This window comes from Allobosea sp. 01N443 (assembly GCF_056399325.1).
Genome location: NZ_JBFTRC010000014.1, coordinates 20,842 through 36,140 on the forward strand (window position 1 = coordinate 20,842; position 15,299 = coordinate 36,140).

General features: G+C 65.7%; 15 protein-coding genes. 7 read left to right on the forward strand and 8 right to left on the reverse strand.

The window, feature by feature from the left end:
- Positions 1–7: 7 nt before the first annotated feature.
- The 8 genes from AC1DRP_RS06370 to AC1DRP_RS06405 form a co-directional block, all read right to left on the reverse strand.
- A complete protein-coding gene (locus tag AC1DRP_RS06370) occupies positions 8–796 on the reverse strand; it encodes an ABC transporter permease (RefSeq protein WP_441505857.1) in 789 nt (262 codons plus the stop codon).
- Positions 793–1,635 (reverse strand): ABC transporter permease, encoded by an 843-nt coding sequence (locus tag AC1DRP_RS06375; RefSeq protein ID WP_441489847.1) that lies wholly within the window; start codon positions 1,633–1,635, stop codon positions 793–795. Before AC1DRP_RS06375 ends, AC1DRP_RS06370 begins: the two co-directional genes overlap by 4 nt.
- The gene (locus tag AC1DRP_RS06380; protein WP_441505858.1) at positions 1,632–2,687 is read right to left on the reverse strand and encodes an ABC transporter ATP-binding protein; all 1,056 of its coding nucleotides are present in this window, start codon (positions 2,685–2,687) and stop codon (positions 1,632–1,634) included. Before AC1DRP_RS06380 ends, AC1DRP_RS06375 begins: the two co-directional genes overlap by 4 nt.
- Positions 2,688–2,706: 19 nt before the next feature.
- Positions 2,707–3,768 carry an extracellular solute-binding protein gene (locus AC1DRP_RS06385; protein ID WP_476768115.1) on the reverse strand — a complete coding sequence of 354 codons (1,062 nt, stop codon included), beginning with the start codon at positions 3,766–3,768 and terminating at the stop codon, positions 2,707–2,709.
- A gap of 129 nt (positions 3,769–3,897) precedes the next feature.
- Complete coding sequence (locus AC1DRP_RS06390; protein ID WP_113515915.1) at positions 3,898–4,722, reverse strand: creatininase family protein; 825 nt, start codon at positions 4,720–4,722, stop codon at positions 3,898–3,900.
- Positions 4,723–4,785: 63 nt separating this feature from the next.
- Positions 4,786–5,421 carry an ABC transporter permease gene (locus AC1DRP_RS06395; RefSeq protein ID WP_476768116.1) on the reverse strand — a complete coding sequence of 212 codons (636 nt, stop codon included), beginning with the start codon at positions 5,419–5,421 and terminating at the stop codon, positions 4,786–4,788.
- On the reverse strand, positions 5,418–6,374 hold the full coding sequence (locus tag AC1DRP_RS06400; protein WP_441489843.1) for an ABC transporter permease: 957 nt from the start codon (positions 6,372–6,374) through the stop codon (positions 5,418–5,420). Before AC1DRP_RS06400 ends, AC1DRP_RS06395 begins: the two co-directional genes overlap by 4 nt.
- The gene (locus AC1DRP_RS06405; protein WP_441505861.1) at positions 6,371–7,888 is read right to left on the reverse strand and encodes an ABC transporter substrate-binding protein; all 1,518 of its coding nucleotides are present in this window, start codon (positions 7,886–7,888) and stop codon (positions 6,371–6,373) included. Before AC1DRP_RS06405 ends, AC1DRP_RS06400 begins: the two co-directional genes overlap by 4 nt.
- 230 nt (positions 7,889–8,118) lie before the next feature.
- Between AC1DRP_RS06405 and AC1DRP_RS06410 the strand changes: the two genes are divergently transcribed.
- The 7 genes from AC1DRP_RS06410 to AC1DRP_RS06440 all read left to right on the forward strand — a co-directional run bounded on the left by AC1DRP_RS06410 (position 8,119) and on the right by AC1DRP_RS06440 (position 15,008).
- Positions 8,119–8,835: a FadR/GntR family transcriptional regulator gene (locus AC1DRP_RS06410; protein WP_441505862.1), complete on the forward strand. Its 717-nt coding sequence runs from the start codon at positions 8,119–8,121 to the stop codon at positions 8,833–8,835.
- A gap of 119 nt (positions 8,836–8,954) precedes the next feature.
- Positions 8,955–9,941 carry a LysR family transcriptional regulator gene (locus AC1DRP_RS06415; RefSeq protein WP_441505863.1) on the forward strand — a complete coding sequence of 329 codons (987 nt, stop codon included), beginning with the start codon at positions 8,955–8,957 and terminating at the stop codon, positions 9,939–9,941.
- On the forward strand, positions 9,938–11,407 hold the full coding sequence (locus tag AC1DRP_RS06420; RefSeq protein ID WP_441505864.1) for an NAD(P)-binding domain-containing protein: 1,470 nt from the start codon (positions 9,938–9,940) through the stop codon (positions 11,405–11,407). The genes AC1DRP_RS06415 and AC1DRP_RS06420 overlap by 4 nt, the downstream gene beginning before the upstream one ends.
- Positions 11,394–12,026: a 2-hydroxychromene-2-carboxylate isomerase gene (locus AC1DRP_RS06425; RefSeq protein WP_441489838.1), complete on the forward strand. Its 633-nt coding sequence runs from the start codon at positions 11,394–11,396 to the stop codon at positions 12,024–12,026. The genes AC1DRP_RS06420 and AC1DRP_RS06425 overlap by 14 nt, the downstream gene beginning before the upstream one ends.
- Positions 12,027–12,037: 11 nt before the next feature.
- Complete coding sequence (locus AC1DRP_RS06430; RefSeq protein ID WP_476768117.1) at positions 12,038–13,006, forward strand: tripartite tricarboxylate transporter substrate binding protein; 969 nt, start codon at positions 12,038–12,040, stop codon at positions 13,004–13,006.
- Complete coding sequence (locus AC1DRP_RS06435) at positions 12,997–13,494, forward strand: tripartite tricarboxylate transporter TctB family protein (protein WP_441505865.1); 498 nt, start codon at positions 12,997–12,999, stop codon at positions 13,492–13,494. Before AC1DRP_RS06430 ends, AC1DRP_RS06435 begins: the two co-directional genes overlap by 10 nt.
- Complete coding sequence (locus AC1DRP_RS06440; protein ID WP_476768118.1) at positions 13,491–15,008, forward strand: tripartite tricarboxylate transporter permease; 1,518 nt, start codon at positions 13,491–13,493, stop codon at positions 15,006–15,008. Before AC1DRP_RS06435 ends, AC1DRP_RS06440 begins: the two co-directional genes overlap by 4 nt.
- The last annotated feature ends 291 nt before the right edge of the window (positions 15,009–15,299 follow it).

Below are 15,299 nucleotides of genomic sequence, written 5' to 3' on the forward strand. Positions count from 1 at the left end.
TTCTCTCCTATTGGCCGACGGCGCGCGCGACGCCGACGAGACGTTCGACCAGAACGACGATGATGAGGGTCGCGACGATCAGGATCACCGACAGGGCCGCGACGAGCGGATCGGTGCGTCCTTCGACATAGCGCACCATCTCGACCGGCAGCGTCGAAGCGCGCGGACCGGAGAGGAAGAGCGAGATCACGGTCTCGTCGAAGGACAGCAGGAAGGACAGGGCACCGCAGGCAATCAGGCCGGGCGTGGCAAGCGGCAGCGTCACGCGCCAGATCACCCGCCAGGGCTTCGCGCCCAGCGTCGCGGCAGCCGCTTCGATATCATCCGGCAGCGTCGAGAACGCCGTCGTCATCATCCGGATCACGAAAGGCAGGGTCACGGTCATGTGGCCGAGCACAAGCCCGGGCAAGGTCGCAGTCAGCCTGAGCGGGGTGAAGAACAGCAGAAGCGCGAGGCCGACAATCAAGGTGGGCAGCAGCAACGGTGCGAGAAAGAAGTTCTTCAGCGCCTCCTGGCCGCGAAACCGCCCCTTGTCGAGCGCCAGCGCCGCCGGCACGCCAAGCAGCAGCGACAGCGCCGTGACCACGCAGGCGATCTGAGCGCTGAGGACGACGGCATTCAGCAGCGGTGTGTTGCCGGCGAGTTGCTGGAACCAGCGCAGCGAATAGCCGGACGGAGGGAACAGGATGAAATTGTCCGCCGAGAAGGCGAGTGCCACGACGACAACGATGGGCGCCAGGATCAGGGCGTAGACGATACCTGCGAGCGTCGAGAGGACGGGTCCGGCGCCATTCATCGTTGCAGCCTCCGCGCCGCGACATTGGAGAGCACCAGCAGCGCCAGCAGCAGCACGAGCGTATAGATCGCCAGTACGGCGGCGACCGGCCAATTGGTGTTCGTCGTCGCTTGCTCGAAGATCTCCGTCGCCAGCACGAAGACCCGACCGCCGCCGAGCAGTTTTGGCGTGATATAGGCCGACATCGAGAGCACGAAGCCCAGGCCCGCCGCGAGCGCGAGCGCCGGCAGGCTCAGCGGCAAGGTCACCCGCAGGAACGTGCGCAGCGGCGTGCAGCCCAGGCTGCGCGCCGCCTCCTCCAGCGTGCGGTCAAGCCGGCCGAAACCGGCGAGCAGCGCGAGGATCATGTAGGGCATGATGCTCTCGGCGAGGCCGATGGTGACGCCCGTCCAGTTGAAGACGAGGCGCATCGGCGTCGAGATCAGCCCAAGCCACTGAGCAAGGGAATTGACGAGCCCACGATCGCCCAGGATGGCGAGCCAGCCGAAAACACGCACCACGCCGGAGACCAGCATCGGCATGATCGCGATCACGGCCAGCAGGCCACGAAAGCGCGACTGCGTCCGGAACAGGAACAGCGAGACCGGATAGGCCATGCACAGCGCGATCAGTGTCGCGCTCAGAGAGAGCCAGAGCGAGTTGAGCGTCAGCTCGATCGTGAAGGAATCAGCGAGGACTTCGCTGGTCGTCTTGAGCGACCAGGCCTCGATCATCGCCCCCGTCGGCCCGACCTCGTTGAAGGCGGTGCGAAACAGGCCAAGGGTCGGCCAGACATAGACGGCGAGAAGAAGGAGCGCCGCCGGGACGACCAGCCAAGGCAGGCGCGAGCCGGCGGTCATGTTGCCTCGCGCGGGAAGAGCAGCGTGTCTCCGGCCTGCCAGAGCACGGCGACCTCGGTCCCGGCCGCTGGCGGCTTCGTGCCGGATTGCATCTCGACGCTGAGCTGCCCCCCTGCCCCCTCGACGATGACCTCGACATGATCTCCGACGAAGACGCTGCGCAGAACCCGGCCGGTCAGCCGAACCATGCCCTCGCCGGACGGTTCACCGGTTGAGGCGAGCCGGATGCGCTGCGGCCGCACGAAGACGTCGATCTCGCCGCCGGCCGGAGCGGTGGCCGGCAAGGTCACTCCCCAGACGCTGATGGCGCCCGCCTCATTTCGCAAGGCCGGCAGCACATTGGCGCGCCCGACGAAGTCGGCGACGAAGCGGGTCGCGGGCCGCTCGTAGATATCCTCCGGCGTGCCGATCTGTTCGATCCGCCCGCGCTTCATCACCGCGATCCGATCGCACATCGTCAGCGCCTCGACCTGATCGTGCGTGACGAAGAGCGTGGTGATGCCGAGCGAACGCTGGATGTCGCGAATCTCGTGGCGCATCGCGTCACGCAGCTTGGCGTCGAGATTGGACAGGGATTCGTCGAGCAGCAGCACGGACGGGCGAATGACGAGCGCCCGCGCCAGCGCCACGCGCTGCTGTTGACCGCCTGACAATTCGCGGGGGCGCCTGCCCTCGAGGCCGGCAAGGCGCACCATGCCGAGCGCCTCTTCGACGCGCCGCGACGTCTCAGGGCGCGGCACGCGCCTTTCCTCGAGACCGAAGCCCACATTGCGGGCAACGCTCAGATGCGGAAACAGCGCATAGGACTGGAAGACATAGCCCATGTTGCGCTTATGAGCCGGCTGGCGCGTGATCTCGGCACCGTCGAGGCGGATCGAGCCCGCGTCGGGATCGATCAGGCCGGCAAGCATGCGCAGCGTCGTGGTTTTGCCGCAGCCGGAGGGGCCGAGGAGAGCGACGGCCTCGCCCTTCTCGACCGAAAGCGCGACGTCATCGACGGCGACGGAATCGCGGTAGCGCTTCTGCAGGCCGGCGAGTTCGAGATAGCTCATGGCAGGCTGCGATCCCGGCTCAGCGACCTGCCGCAGCGATGACTTCGCGCCGCCAGCGATTGTTCCACTGGTCGCGCATCTTCAGAACCTCGTTCCAGTCGACGCCGATCATCCGGCCCCGGCTTTCCGGGGCGGCAGCGGTGCGCGCCAGCGCCTTGGCGTCGATCGCTGCCTTGGCGTTTGTCGGCGCATAGAACATCCGCTCGGTGAAAGCCTTCTGCGCAGCTTGCGCCAGCGCAAAATTGACGAAGGCAACCGCGGCGGCCCTGTTCTTCGAGCCGGCAGTGAGGTTGATGGTGTTGATCTGGAAGACCGATCCTTCAGGCGGCAGCAACGCGGCGATCTTGCCGCCGGTCTGGTCGCCATAGAGCTGCGCACGGGCGTTCCAGCCGGTCGCGACTTTCACCACTCCGTTCAGGATCAGCGAATAGCCATCGGGATTGGGCTCGAACGTATTCACCGAAGGGGCGAGAGCGCGCAGCTTCTTGATCGCCGCATCGATCGACTTGCGGTAGTCGCCGCCCTCCATCTTCTCGACCATTGCGGTGAGCGCGAGCCCCTGGATGTTCGGCGGCGCCGCAAGCGCGACCTGCCCCTTGAGGTCCGGCCGCCAGAGATCGGCGAGCTTCTCGATCGGCGGCTTCAGATTCTGCGTGTCATAGACGAGCACGAGATGGTCGAAGGTCACGGCCGGGCCGTAATCGCCTCCGGCCGCGCGGGCCTCCGGATGGAGTTCGTTCAGCGACGGAACTTCGGAGGGCGTCAGCTTCTCGAACAGTCCCTCGATATTGCCGATGCTGGAGGTGGTGACATCCATGATTGCCAAATCGACCTGCGGATCAGCCTTCTGGGCTCGGACGCTGCCGACCATCTGGGCCGAGGTGCCGCCCGGCACATAGTTCACCTTCACGCCGGGAAAGGCCTGCTGGAACGGCTCGACCACCGCCTTCACGTAGTTGTCCTGGAAGATCCCGGAATAGGACATCAGCGTGATCGAGCCGCTGAGCCCCTGGGCCCTGACGAGAGCCGGAGCGGCGATGGTCGCAAGCCCGGTCTGAAGAACAAGACGACGTGTCGGCATGGAAGCTTCCCCTCTTGTCATGGCCGCATGCGAGGCAGCCGCAATGTCGTAGCCAGCGCCCACCGGCTTGTCATGGCGCGGCGGCGCTGGAGACCCATGCGCCGCCGTAGGGATATCAGCGGGGCAGGCTCAGCCGTCGACCTTGCTGGCGAAATGGGCCACGAAACGGGCGCAGATCTCGGTGAGCTTCTCGGAGAGCGCAGCCCCCGTTTCAGCCGAGCACAGCTTCGGATCCCCCTTGGCGACGCCAAGATTGTAGACCTCGTCATACTCATTGGGCATCGCCACCTCGGCGCCCTCGAAGCTCGCCGTGCCAAGCCCGGTGAACTGCAGGTCGAGCACGGGATCGCGCTTCAGCGGCTGGCCAGCCGGGATCAGGTCCTTGCGCATCAGCTCCGGGAACAGGTGCAGCCCGAGGCTGGTCAGCGGATCGGCACCATGTCCAGCGACCGCAGCCGCCTTCTCCGCGCCGAGAATGCCCGGCAGCAGCCCGTAGGCGATGCGCCAGAGATAAAGGCTCGGCAGGACGATCTGCTCGCGCTGGTAAAGCTCGCGCGCCACGTCGGAGATCGGGCCGACATTGCCGCCATGGCCGTTGATCACGATGATGCGCGTCAGGCCATTGCGATGCAGTGAATCCACCATCTCGGCGATCACCGCCGTCAAGGTCGATTGCGAAATGGCAATGCCACCGACCATCGGACCGAACCAGTCGGCGCCGCCGAAGGGCAGGACGGGAGCAACCAGCGTGCGCACGCCGCGCTCCGAGGCGCGGATGGCCGCGAGCTCGGCGATCTTCTCGGCGAGAAGATAGTCGCCCATCGGTGCGTGCGGGCCCTGATCCTCATGGCTGCCCATCGGCAGCAGGATGACGGGGTTCTCTTCGAGGATCTCCCGTGCCTCTCCGCCGGTGATCGTGCCCATGTGAACGAGGGGAGTAGTCTTGGTGGCCATTGGCTTCATCCTGGATATGCGAGGGAGTTCGCGGTGAGGATCGTCATGGGAAGGCTCTGCCTCTCAGCGGTCGGCGGTTCGGGGATCGACCGCGTCGCGCAGGGCATCGCAGAGCAGGTTGATGGCGAGGATGGTCAGCGTCAGCGCCGCGCAGGGCCAGAGCAGCAGCAGCGGCGCCTGCTCCATCGTAGCGCGCGCGCCCCTGATCATCAGTCCCCAGGAGGGCGCCGGCGGAACGACGCCAAGTCCGAGAAACGACAGGCCGCTTTCGATGACGACAGCGGCCGCCACTGTCAGGGACAGCTGCACCAGGAGCGGGCCGGCAATATTGGGAAGCACGGTGCGGAGCCGGGCGAGCAGCACCGGCGGAAAGCACATGATGATCTCGACGCTGCGCACCGTCAGGAACGCGCCAAGCCCCTTGCCCCAGCCCCCGATCAGGCCGATCGCGGTGCCGACTGTTCCCGCAACCAAGGCAGCGACGAAGGCGACGCCCAGACTTGTGCGCGCGCCCCAGATTAAGCGCGACAGCACATCGCGGCCGAATTCGTCACGGCCGAGCCAGGAGCCTGCGCTCGGCGCAGCGAGCCGCCGGGCAATGTCCTGCCTGACCGGATCCGGCAGGCCGAGAAACGGAGCGGCGAGAGCGATGAAGATAATCAGCGCGACAAAGGCGCCGGGAAGCCAGAGCCGTTTCATCCCGCCTGCACCCTCGGATCAACGATCGCGTGAAGAATCTCGACCACAAGGTTGATCAACAGGAACAGAACCGAGATGGTAAGAATGATACCGACCACCATCGGATAGTCGCGCGCCTCGACGGCCCGCAGCAGCGGCGTCGACAGGCCCGGCCAGTTGAAGACGTATTCGACGAGCACGGTGCCGCCCAGCAGGGTTCCCATTTGCAGGCCGAGTACGGTCAGCACCGGGTTGAGCGCATTGCGCAGCACATGGACGACCAGGATGCGCGCCTGCGAGAGGCCCTTTGCGCGAGCGGTGCGGACATAGTCATTGGCGAGTGCATCCAGCATCGAGGCGCGCGTCATCCGGAACAGGATGGCGGCCAGCCCCTTGCCGACTGCGATGGCCGGAAGCGTAAGCAGTTTGAGATGCTGGACCGGGTCCTGTGTGAAGGGCACGAACCCGCCGGCCGGCATCAGCCGCAGGGTCTGCGCCATCAGCAGCACGAGCAATGTGCCCACCACGAAAACCGGCACGGCCAGCAGGAGCGCTGTGACGCCAGAAGCGATGCGATCGAAGCGCCCGCCCCGATGAAGGGCCGCATAGACGCCGGAGGGCACGCCGACCGCGATACCGATCAAGGTGCCGGCAAGAATGAGCTCCAGCGTGCGCGGCAGGCGCAGCGCGATCTCGCTCAGCACCGGATAATCATCGACCAGGGAATGCCCGAGATTGCCTTGCATGAGGCCGGCGAGGAACGCGCCATACTGCGCAAGCAGCGGCCGCTCGAGCCCAAGCTTTTCACGCAACTCCGCGACAGCCGCTGGATCGGGTGAGATCCCTCCCGTCGAAAGCAGCAATTCGGCGGGGTCGCCCGGCACCATGTGCAGGGCGAGAAAGACGATCGTTGCAACGACCCAGGCGAGGCCGAGCGAAACCGCAAGGCGGCGCGCGAACCAGGTCACGCTCATCCGAAATAGGTCTCTTCGAGCGTCGCGCCCGATGAGGTGGTGAGCGCGCCGGGCAGGTTGGTGAAGCCCATCACGCTCTTGTCCATGCCATAGCCTTGCGAGCGCCAGGCGAGGCCGACCAGGGGTACCTCCTCGAGCGCCGCGCGCTGCATCTCCTTGTAGATCTCGACCCGCTTGGCCTGATCGAACTCGGAACGCCCCTTGGCGAGTGCCGCAATCGTGCGCGGAGCATCGACCTTGAAAGAGCGGCCATGGGTCGGCGACAACGAAGTGTCGAGGACCACGGTAAGGCCATCAGGGTCGTTGTTGTCCGACGAGACGCCGTGGATCGCCATGTCGTACTGGCCGCGCGTGCCGCGGCTCACCCGGGTCGACCAATCCGGCAGCTGCAGCTCGCACTGGATGCCGACGGCGGCCAGATGCTGCTGCACCACCTCGGCCGTATCCTTGTGCATGCCGAACTGCGAGGTGGCGAGCAGCGTCGACTGGAAGCCGTTGGCGAACCCGGCCTCGGCGAGCAGCGCCTTGGCCCGGGCCGGATCATAATTCCAGCCATGCGCCAGTTCCTTGTCATACCAGGGCGTGCCTTCGACGATCGGCAGGCCCTCGAGCGGCTTGCCGCGCCCGAAGAAGGCGGCCTTGACGATATCGTCGCGCTTCACGGCATGGGCGATGGCCCGGCGCACGCGGGGATCGTTGAAGGGCGGCTTGGTGCCGTTGAAGAGGATGTCCATGAACGGCCCCTCGACCGAATCGAGCTTCAGCCTGGAGTCGGCCTCGACCGCGGACATCGACTGCCACGGCACATACTCGATCATGTCGACATCGCCGGACTGCAGCGCGGCGAAGCGCAGGTTCTCGTCGGCATAGACGACGAACTTGATGCCCTTCACCTTCGGAAAACCCGGCTTGTAGAACTTGTCGAAGGCGACGAGATCGAGCGAGGTCCCGCGCTCCTGTCCGGCCAGTTTGAAGGGGCCTGCTCCGACCGGCTCGTTCGGCGCCGATTTCCGCCAGATCACGAAAGTGTTGTAGTTGCCGAACCAGCTCGGCAACGTCGCCTGCGGCAGCGTGGTGACAAGCCGGATGGTCTTCGGGTCGGGAATCTCGATGCGCTCGATCCCCTGAAACTGGGTGCGCATATAGGCGGTCGACTTCTCGCCGGCGATCTGCTCGATCGACCACTTCACGTCCTCGGCCGTGACCGGTTCGCCATTATGAAAGACGCAGCCCTGCCGCAGCTTGAAGACCCAGGCGCCATCGCTGTCGCGCGACCAGGACTCGGCCAACTCGCCTCGCAACTCGCCCTTGCTGTCATAGGACACGAGGCTGCGATGCGTGAGCATCTTCACCGTGCCGGCCGACGCCCCGGTGCTGACCCAGGGCTGAAGATTGGGCGGAAAGGCGGAAAGCCCGTAGCGCAGGATACCGCTCGCACGCTGCGCGCGCCCCGGCATCGACATGAACGGCAGGGCAAGCCCGGCCTGGAGGATGGCACGACGCGTCGTGGTCATGAAACGATCTCCCCGCACCGGGCCTCGAAGGTCGCCGGTCCCTTTACAAGTAGCGAGTTGAAAACTTGTCTGTCAACGCACGCCTTGCGTGATTATGCGCCCCTGCACGCTCAAAAATAGCGCGATTCGATAGTCGTAGAGCCAGGTCGCTTTGCAGGTGCAGCAAAGTATGTAAATCTGTTTACAAGTGAACTTGCCAAGTTCGTGATGACCTGGAACAGAAGGCGCCCGTGTCTCACCGCCCGAAACTGAGCGACGTACTCTATGCGGACATGCTTGAGCGCCTCCGGCGCGGCGAAGTCTTCGCCGATGGAAAGCTGCCCTCGGAGAACGAACTGAGCCAGGAGTTTGGCGTCTCGCGGCCGACGGTGCGCGAGGCATTGCGGCGCCTGCGCGATGACGGCCTGATCCATTCCCGGCAAGGCGCCGGCAGCTTCATCGCGGCAGTGCAACCGCAGCTGACTGCGCCGCCGCCCCGCGCTCCCCTGAGCAAGGACGAAGGCATTCGCACGATCTCGAATGTCAGACGCGTCTATCAGTTCCGGATCGCACTCGAAGGCGAGGTTGCCTATGCGGCCGCGCTGCATCGCAGCGAGGCCGATATCGCCGCGATCCAGAAGGAACTCGACGCGATCCACCTCGCGATCAAGACGGGCCGGATCGGCGTCCAGCAGGACAGCGATTTTCACGCAGCGATCGCACGGGCAACCCAGAACCCCTATTTCGAGGCCGCTCTGGCCGCTGTGAGGTCTCAGGTCGATTTCGTCATCGACCTCGCCCGCAGCTTCTCCGTTCTGCAATCGGCCGAGCATCTCGCCATGGTTCAGCGCGAGCATGCGGCCGTCTTCGAGGCCATCCGCGACGGCGACGGCGTCAGGGCGCGCGAGGCGATGCAGGCCCATATCCGCAATGCCCAGGAACGGGTCTTCGACGGCATCCATTTCTGAAGATCCACCGGACGGAGCCTACGGCTCACTCAAGCTGGGGATCGCATTCTCATGCACGCTTTCATGCTTGACGCGCATCATGACATAGTTAGCATTCAAAATGGGAATGGTACCATCCAATGGATCTGCGCCAGCTTGAAGCGTTCGCCGCCGTCATATCCGCCGGGAGCATCACCGGCGCGGCGCGGCTGCTCGGCCGCTCGCAGCCAGCCCTGACCCGGCTGATCCAGGAGCTCGAGGAGACGCTGGGTTTCAGCGTGCTTCACCGCAGCGGCCCGCGCGTCACCCCCACCGAGCGCGGACTGCGCTTTCACCAGGAAGTCGAGCCCGTCATCACCTGGCTTCGGCAGCTGCGCGAGCGTGCGGAGGCCATCGCCGCCGACAAGCCGCGCTCGCTCGAGATCGCGGCGATCGCCTCCTTCGCCGCCGGCATGCTGCCCGCAGCCCTGGCGCGGCTCGGCCAGGATGCCTTGCCGGAACAGGTCCATATTCGTGCGGCGCTGGCCGAGCAGGTCGTCCAGTCGGTCGCGACCCATGTCGCCGAGATCGGCGTGACCAGCCTGCCGGTCGATCACCCCGCCCTCGAAATCCACTGGATCGGCGAAGCACCTTGCGTGGCCGCTATCCGCGCCGACGACCCTCTTGCCGCGTCCGGCACGATTCCGCTCGCCTCGATCGAGGGGCGGCGCCTGATCACGATGGCCAACCCATTCCGCTGGCGCAGACGTGTCGACGTCGCCCTCGAGCAGGTTGGCGTCAGGCCGGCCTCGGTCCTCGATGCCAATACCTCCAACACGGCGCTGATGGCCGCGCGCGCCGGCCTCGGCATCGCGATCCTCGAACCGGTGATCGCCTATGGCATGCCGCTCGAGGGCGTCGCGATCCGCAAGCTCGACGTGCCCATCTCCTTCTTCTGGGGCGTGGTCACGCCCTATGGCCGTCCGTTGACGCCCCTCGTCGAAGGTCTCGTCGGCGCGCTGGAGGCCCTCGCCCGCGAGACGCTGCCCGGCTTCGTCAAACACCCTCCCACGGCACGTGACCGACTCCTGGCCGATATCTTCGGCCCGGCCCCAGTCGCAGCCAGAGCAATCGGAAGAACGGCATGAATGCCGCATTGCCGGCCCCGATGGGCCTCCCCGCATTGGAGCAACGCCTCCGTCAGGACCTTGAATGGCTGGAATGGCCGGCGAAGGACTGGGTGCCGCAGCGCGCGTTCAACGGCCAGCGTGTTCGCGACGTCGTCGTGATCGGAGCCGGCATGTGCGGCTTGGCAGCCTCGGCCGCGCTCAAGGGGCTCGGCCTCTCCAACGTGACCGTTATCGACCGCGCCCCCGCCGGCCAGGAAGGCCCCTGGGTGACCTATGCACGTATGGAAACGCTGCGTTCGCCCAAGCAGCTCACCGGCCCCGCACTCGGCCTGCCCGCACTGACCTTCCGCGCCTGGTATGAGGCGCAGTTCGGCCGCACGACGTGGGACGCCCTCGGCAAGATCCCGCGCGGCCTGTGGATGGACTACCTCGTCTGGTACCGGCGCGTGCTGAGCCTCCCGATCGCGAACGCGACCTCGCTCGACGCGGTGACGCCGCTGGCCGACGACATCCTGGCCCTCGACATCTCGGATGCTGAGGGAACACGCACCATCTTCACGCGGCATCTGGTGCTTGCCACCGGACGCGATGGGCTGGGCGGCCCCTGGGTGCCACCGATCGCACATGGCATCGACCGCAAATTCTGGGCCCATAGCGCGGACGATATCGACTTTGCGGCATTGAAAGGCCTGCGGGTCGGCGTGATCGGCGCCGGCGCCTCGGCCATGGACAATGCGGCGACCGCGCTGGAGCATGGCGTTGCCAGTCTCGATCTTATCGTGCGTCGCAAGGATCTGCCGCGGATCAACAAGTTCACCGGCATCGGCAGCCAGGGCGTGGTGCATGGCTTCGCGGGGCTGCCGGACGACTGGAAATGGCGCTTCCTCGACTACGCGCTGAAGGCGCAGACCCCGCCGCCGCGCGACAGCACCTTGCGGGTCTCGCGCCATGCCAATTCCCGCTTCCATCTCGGCAGCCCGCTGCTCGATCTCGCGGAGCAGGATGGCCATATCGTGCTGACCACGTCGAAGGGCGTGCATCATCTCGACTTCCTGATCTTCGCGACCGGCTTCTCGGTCGATCCCGCGCAGCGGCCGGAACTCTCAGCGGTCGCGCCCTTCATCCGCTTCTGGAAGGATCGCTATACGCCGCCGCCAGGGAGCGACAGCGCCGAGTTGCTGCACGCGCCCGATCTCGGCCCCGCCTTCGAATTTCAGGAGAAAGTGCCGGGCACCTGCCCGGCCCTCTCGCGCATACACTGCTTCAACTATCCCGCGATGCTGAGCCACGGAAAGCTCTCGGGCGACATTCCGGCGGTCAGCGACGGCGCCGAGCGGCTGGCCCGCGGCATCGCCCGCGCACTCTTCGTCGCCGATCGCGAGACGCATTACCGGGCCTTGATGGCCTACGACACGCCCGAACTGCTCGGCGACGAATGGCAGGATGCGGACACCGAGCTGGAGGCCAGCCATGCCGGCAGGTGAGCGCCCGCTGGTCGAGGCCTTCTACGGCATCTCCTCGCCCTGGGCCTATTTCGGCGCGCCCAGGCTCTACGACATCGTCGAACGCACAGGCGCGCGTCTCCGGCTACGGCCGATCCGGATCATCGAAGCGAATGGTGGCATTCCGCTCAGGACCCGCCCCGATCCACGTCAGGCCTATCATGCGGTCGAACTCGACCGCTGGCGCCGCCATCTCGGCATGAAACTCAACCTGAAGCCGCGCTTTTACCCGTGCCGGACGATCGAACTGGCGGCACAGGCCGTGATCACCATCGACCGCGCCGGCCTCGATGCGCGCAGCTTCTCCTTTGCCATCCAGCGCGCGCTCTGGGCGGAAGACCAGGATATTGCCGATCTCGATACGCTGAAGGCGATCGCCCGCGAAACGCTTGGCGAAGTCGCGGTACCGCTCGTCGCCAATCCCCAGCAGCCGACGATTATCGCGGCCTGGAACGACAATCTCGCTGAAGCCGAGCGTCTCGGCATCTTCGGCACTCCCACCTACGCCGTGAACGGGGAACTGTTCTGGGGCCAGGACAGGCTCGGGTTCGTCGAACGCGCATTGCTGACCACCTCTCCAACGCCTGCCCCAGCCCCTTGAAGGAGTCGACCATGAAGTCGTTGTCGATCGTTGCCGCACTAGGAACCGCGCTCCTCTTCACCGCAGCGGGCGCTCCGGCCCGTGCCGACTATCCGGACAAACCGATCGAGATGATCGTTGCCTTCGCGCCAGGCGGCGGGACAGACGTCGCCGCCCGCTCGATCGCCCGCTACATGGAGAAATATCTCGGTCCGGGCGCCCGTATCGGCGTCGTCAACAAGCCCGGTGCCGGCGGTGAGATCGGCTGGACTTCGGTCGCCCAGGGCAAGGCGGATGGCTACACGATCGGCTTCATCAACGCGCCGGCGATCAACGCGCTGGTGGTCGAGGGCAAGTCGAAGTTCAAGATGAGCGACTTCCAGCCCGTCGCCAATCTCGTCTACGATCCCGGTGTCCTGGTCGTTCCGAAGAACAGCCCCTATTCCTCATTGAAGGACCTGGTCGACGCAGCCAAGAAGGCCTCGGGCGCCGTCGTCATCGGCACCTCAGGCGCCAGCGGCTCCTCGGAGCATATCGCGCTCCTGAACTTCCAGCGCCTCGCCGATACCAAATTCACCCCCGCCTTCTTCGGCGGCACGGCACCGGTGCGCCAGGCCGTGCTCGGCGGCCATGTCCCGGCCGCGACGATGAATCTCAGCGAGGCCCTGCAGATCGCGCGCGAAGGCACCATCAAGGTCATCGGCGTGATGAGCGCCGAGCGCTCGTCGTATTTGCCTGATGCACCGACTTTCCGCGAAGGCGGCTATGACGTCGTCGTCGGCGCCTCGCGCGGCATCGCGGCCCCGAAGGGCATCCCGGCCGATGTCATCGCCAAGCTGGAAAAGGCGATCGACCAGGCGCTGAAGGACCCCGAATATCTCGATGCCGCCAAGAAGGCCGAGATTCCGCTGCAATATCTCGCCTCGTCAGACTTCAAAGCTTTCCTCGACCRCGCCTCGACCGATCTCGAGGCCACCTGGAAGGCAACCCCATGGAAGTGACGCCCGAGGCATCTGCCCCGCAGGGCCGGTCGCGAAGCCTCGCAGAAATCGGATTCGCCACCATTCTGGTGGCGACCTCCGTCACGGTGATCGCCACGGCCTCGACCTATCCTGCCGAGAGCGCGGCCTATCCGGTTGCGATCGGCATCGGCATGGCCGTGATCGGCTGCTGGATCGCCCTGCGCGAACTCCTCCGGCGGCAGCGGGGCAATCCGATGCAAGGCAGTTTCGCCGAGCACGCCCCTCGCCTCGCCGTCGGTATCGCGGCGCTTGTCGCCTATTTCGCGGCGGTCAGCCTCATCGGCTTCATCCTGCCGAGCCTCGCGCTCTGCGTGCTGCTGCCAGCCGCCGTCGGTTTCCAGCGCTGGCGCCTCTCGGCCATCGTCGCCGTGGTCTGCGTGGTCTCGATCCTGGCGATCTTCGTCTATGCGCTTGAACGTCCGATCCCGCCGGATGTCCTTTCCCCATTTCTGGGACGGCTGAGATGATCGACGCGCTCCTCCACGCCCTTCCGCTTGTCTTCGCCCCGATGAACATCCTTGCGATGTTCATCGGCCTGATCGCCGGTCTGATCGTCGGCTGCCTGCCGGGCCTGACCGTGGTGACCGGCCTTGCCGTGCTGATCCCGCTCACCTTCGGGCTCGATCCGATGTTTGCACTCGGCATGATGGCCGGTATGTACAATGGCGGTTCCTATGGCGGCGCCATTCCGGCCATCCTGATGCGGGTGCCGGGCACCCCGGCTTCGGTTGCGACCGTACTGGACGGCTACAAGATGACCCAGAAGGGTCAGGCAGCCTACGCGCTTCAGGTGGCGCTCCTGTCCGGCGTCATCGGCAGCGTCCTGTCCTCGATCTCGCTCATCCTGCTCTCGCCGCCGCTGGTTTCCTTCAGCCTCATGTTCGGGCCGATCGAGTATTTCTGGCTCGGCATTCTTGGTCTTGCGACAGTCTCGTCGCTGCTCGGCGACGATCTGCCAAAGGGRCTGATCGCCTGCGGCATCGGCCTGCTGATCGGCGCCGTCGGCCAGGATATCTCGAACGGCACCGAACGTTTCACCTTCGGCCAGCTCGACCTGCTCGACGGCTTCAGCGCCATCGTGCTGCTCACCGGGCTATTTGCCGTTCCGCCCGTGCTGCAGATCATCGAGGAGGCGGTGAAGACCGGCATGAGCGGCGACAAGCTCAAGCTGCACCGCCAGGGTTCGGCCCTCAGCCAATGGCGCTTCTTCACGCCGGTCTGGATCCGCAGCTCGATCATCGGCATCATCATCGGCATCTTGCCGGGCGCGGGCGGCAGCATGTCGTCCTTCCTCGCCTATAACGAGGCCAAGCGTGTCGCCCGCAATCCGGAAACCTTTGGCCATGGCAATCCGGAAGGCGTCGCAGCCTCCGAATGCGGCAATGGTGCCGACAACGCCGCCTCGCTGATCCCGGCGCTGGCGCTCGGCATTCCGGGCTCCGGCGTCGCCGCCGTCATCCTCGGCGGCCTGCTCGTGCACGGCCTCAGGCCCGGCCCGCAGCTCTTCCGCGAGCATCCGGACATCGTCTACGGCTTTATGCTGCAATTCCTGGTGACGTCGTTCCTGCTCGCCATCGTCGGCGGCCTGGCTGCAACGCGGATCTTCGGCCAGGTGCTGCGGCTGCCGCGCATCGTGCTCGCGCCGGTGATCTTGCTCTTCGTCACCGTCGGCGTCTATTCGGTCAACAACTCGCTGTTCGACCTCTGGGTGCTGCTCGGCGTCGGGCTGATCGGCTACGTGCTGGAGCGGCTGGACTATCCGAGCGCCCCGATCGTGCTCGGCCTGCTGCTCGGCCCGATGATCGAGAGCCAGCTCCGGCTCGCCTTGACCATCTCCGGCGGCAAGACGACGGCGCTGCTCTCGACCCCGATCGCCGTGACGCTCGCCCTGCTGAGCGCCGCCATCCTGCTGGCTCCGGCCTGGCGGATGTGGCGCGAGCGCGGCAAGGCGCCCCTCGTCGAGGGGGCGGAGAGCAGTTAGATCATCGGACCGGATATCGTATCCGGTCCGATGATCTAACCATCTGTGATTACATCTGCTCTCCCGAAAACCGCAATCCACTTTTCGGGCGATGCTTTAKGCGCCGTTTCGGCGCCTAAAGCATCGGGAGTTCTTCCGAGCCTGGTTCAGGCTGTACCCTGAGCCGAGCTCGCTTCTTCTCGAATGGGCCGAACCGATGCAGGCCCTGCATGAATGTCCTAATCGCGAGATAGCAGGCAGCTCGACATTATCCGCTTGAACCTGCAGCCACTCCAGGTCCTACAAGCCTTG

Excerpts from the sequence above, each read along its gene's own strand:
- AC1DRP_RS06370 (WP_441505857.1), bottom strand. The coding sequence starts at position 796 with ATGAATGGCGCCGGACCCGTCCTCTCGACGCTCGCAGGTATCGTCTAC.
- AC1DRP_RS06375 (WP_441489847.1), bottom strand. The coding sequence starts at position 1,635 with ATGACCGCCGGCTCGCGCCTGCCTTGGCTGGTCGTCCCGGCGGCGCTC.
- AC1DRP_RS06380 (WP_441505858.1), bottom strand. The coding sequence starts at position 2,687 with ATGAGCTATCTCGAACTCGCCGGCCTGCAGAAGCGCTACCGCGATTCC.
- AC1DRP_RS06385 (WP_476768115.1), bottom strand. The coding sequence starts at position 3,768 with ATGCCGACACGTCGTCTTGTTCTTCAGACCGGGCTTGCGACCATCGCC.
- AC1DRP_RS06390 (WP_113515915.1), bottom strand. The coding sequence starts at position 4,722 with ATGGCCACCAAGACTACTCCCCTCGTTCACATGGGCACGATCACCGGC.
- AC1DRP_RS06395 (WP_476768116.1), bottom strand. The coding sequence starts at position 5,421 with ATGAAACGGCTCTGGCTTCCCGGCGCCTTTGTCGCGCTGATTATCTTC.
- AC1DRP_RS06400 (WP_441489843.1), bottom strand. The coding sequence starts at position 6,374 with ATGAGCGTGACCTGGTTCGCGCGCCGCCTTGCGGTTTCGCTCGGCCTC.
- AC1DRP_RS06405 (WP_441505861.1), bottom strand. The coding sequence starts at position 7,888 with ATGACCACGACGCGTCGTGCCATCCTCCAGGCCGGGCTTGCCCTGCCG.
- AC1DRP_RS06415 (WP_441505863.1), top strand. The coding sequence starts at position 8,955 with ATGGATCTGCGCCAGCTTGAAGCGTTCGCCGCCGTCATATCCGCCGGG.
- AC1DRP_RS06420 (WP_441505864.1), top strand. The coding sequence starts at position 9,938 with ATGAATGCCGCATTGCCGGCCCCGATGGGCCTCCCCGCATTGGAGCAA.
- AC1DRP_RS06425 (WP_441489838.1), top strand. The coding sequence starts at position 11,394 with ATGCCGGCAGGTGAGCGCCCGCTGGTCGAGGCCTTCTACGGCATCTCC.
- AC1DRP_RS06435 (WP_441505865.1), top strand. The coding sequence starts at position 12,997 with ATGGAAGTGACGCCCGAGGCATCTGCCCCGCAGGGCCGGTCGCGAAGC.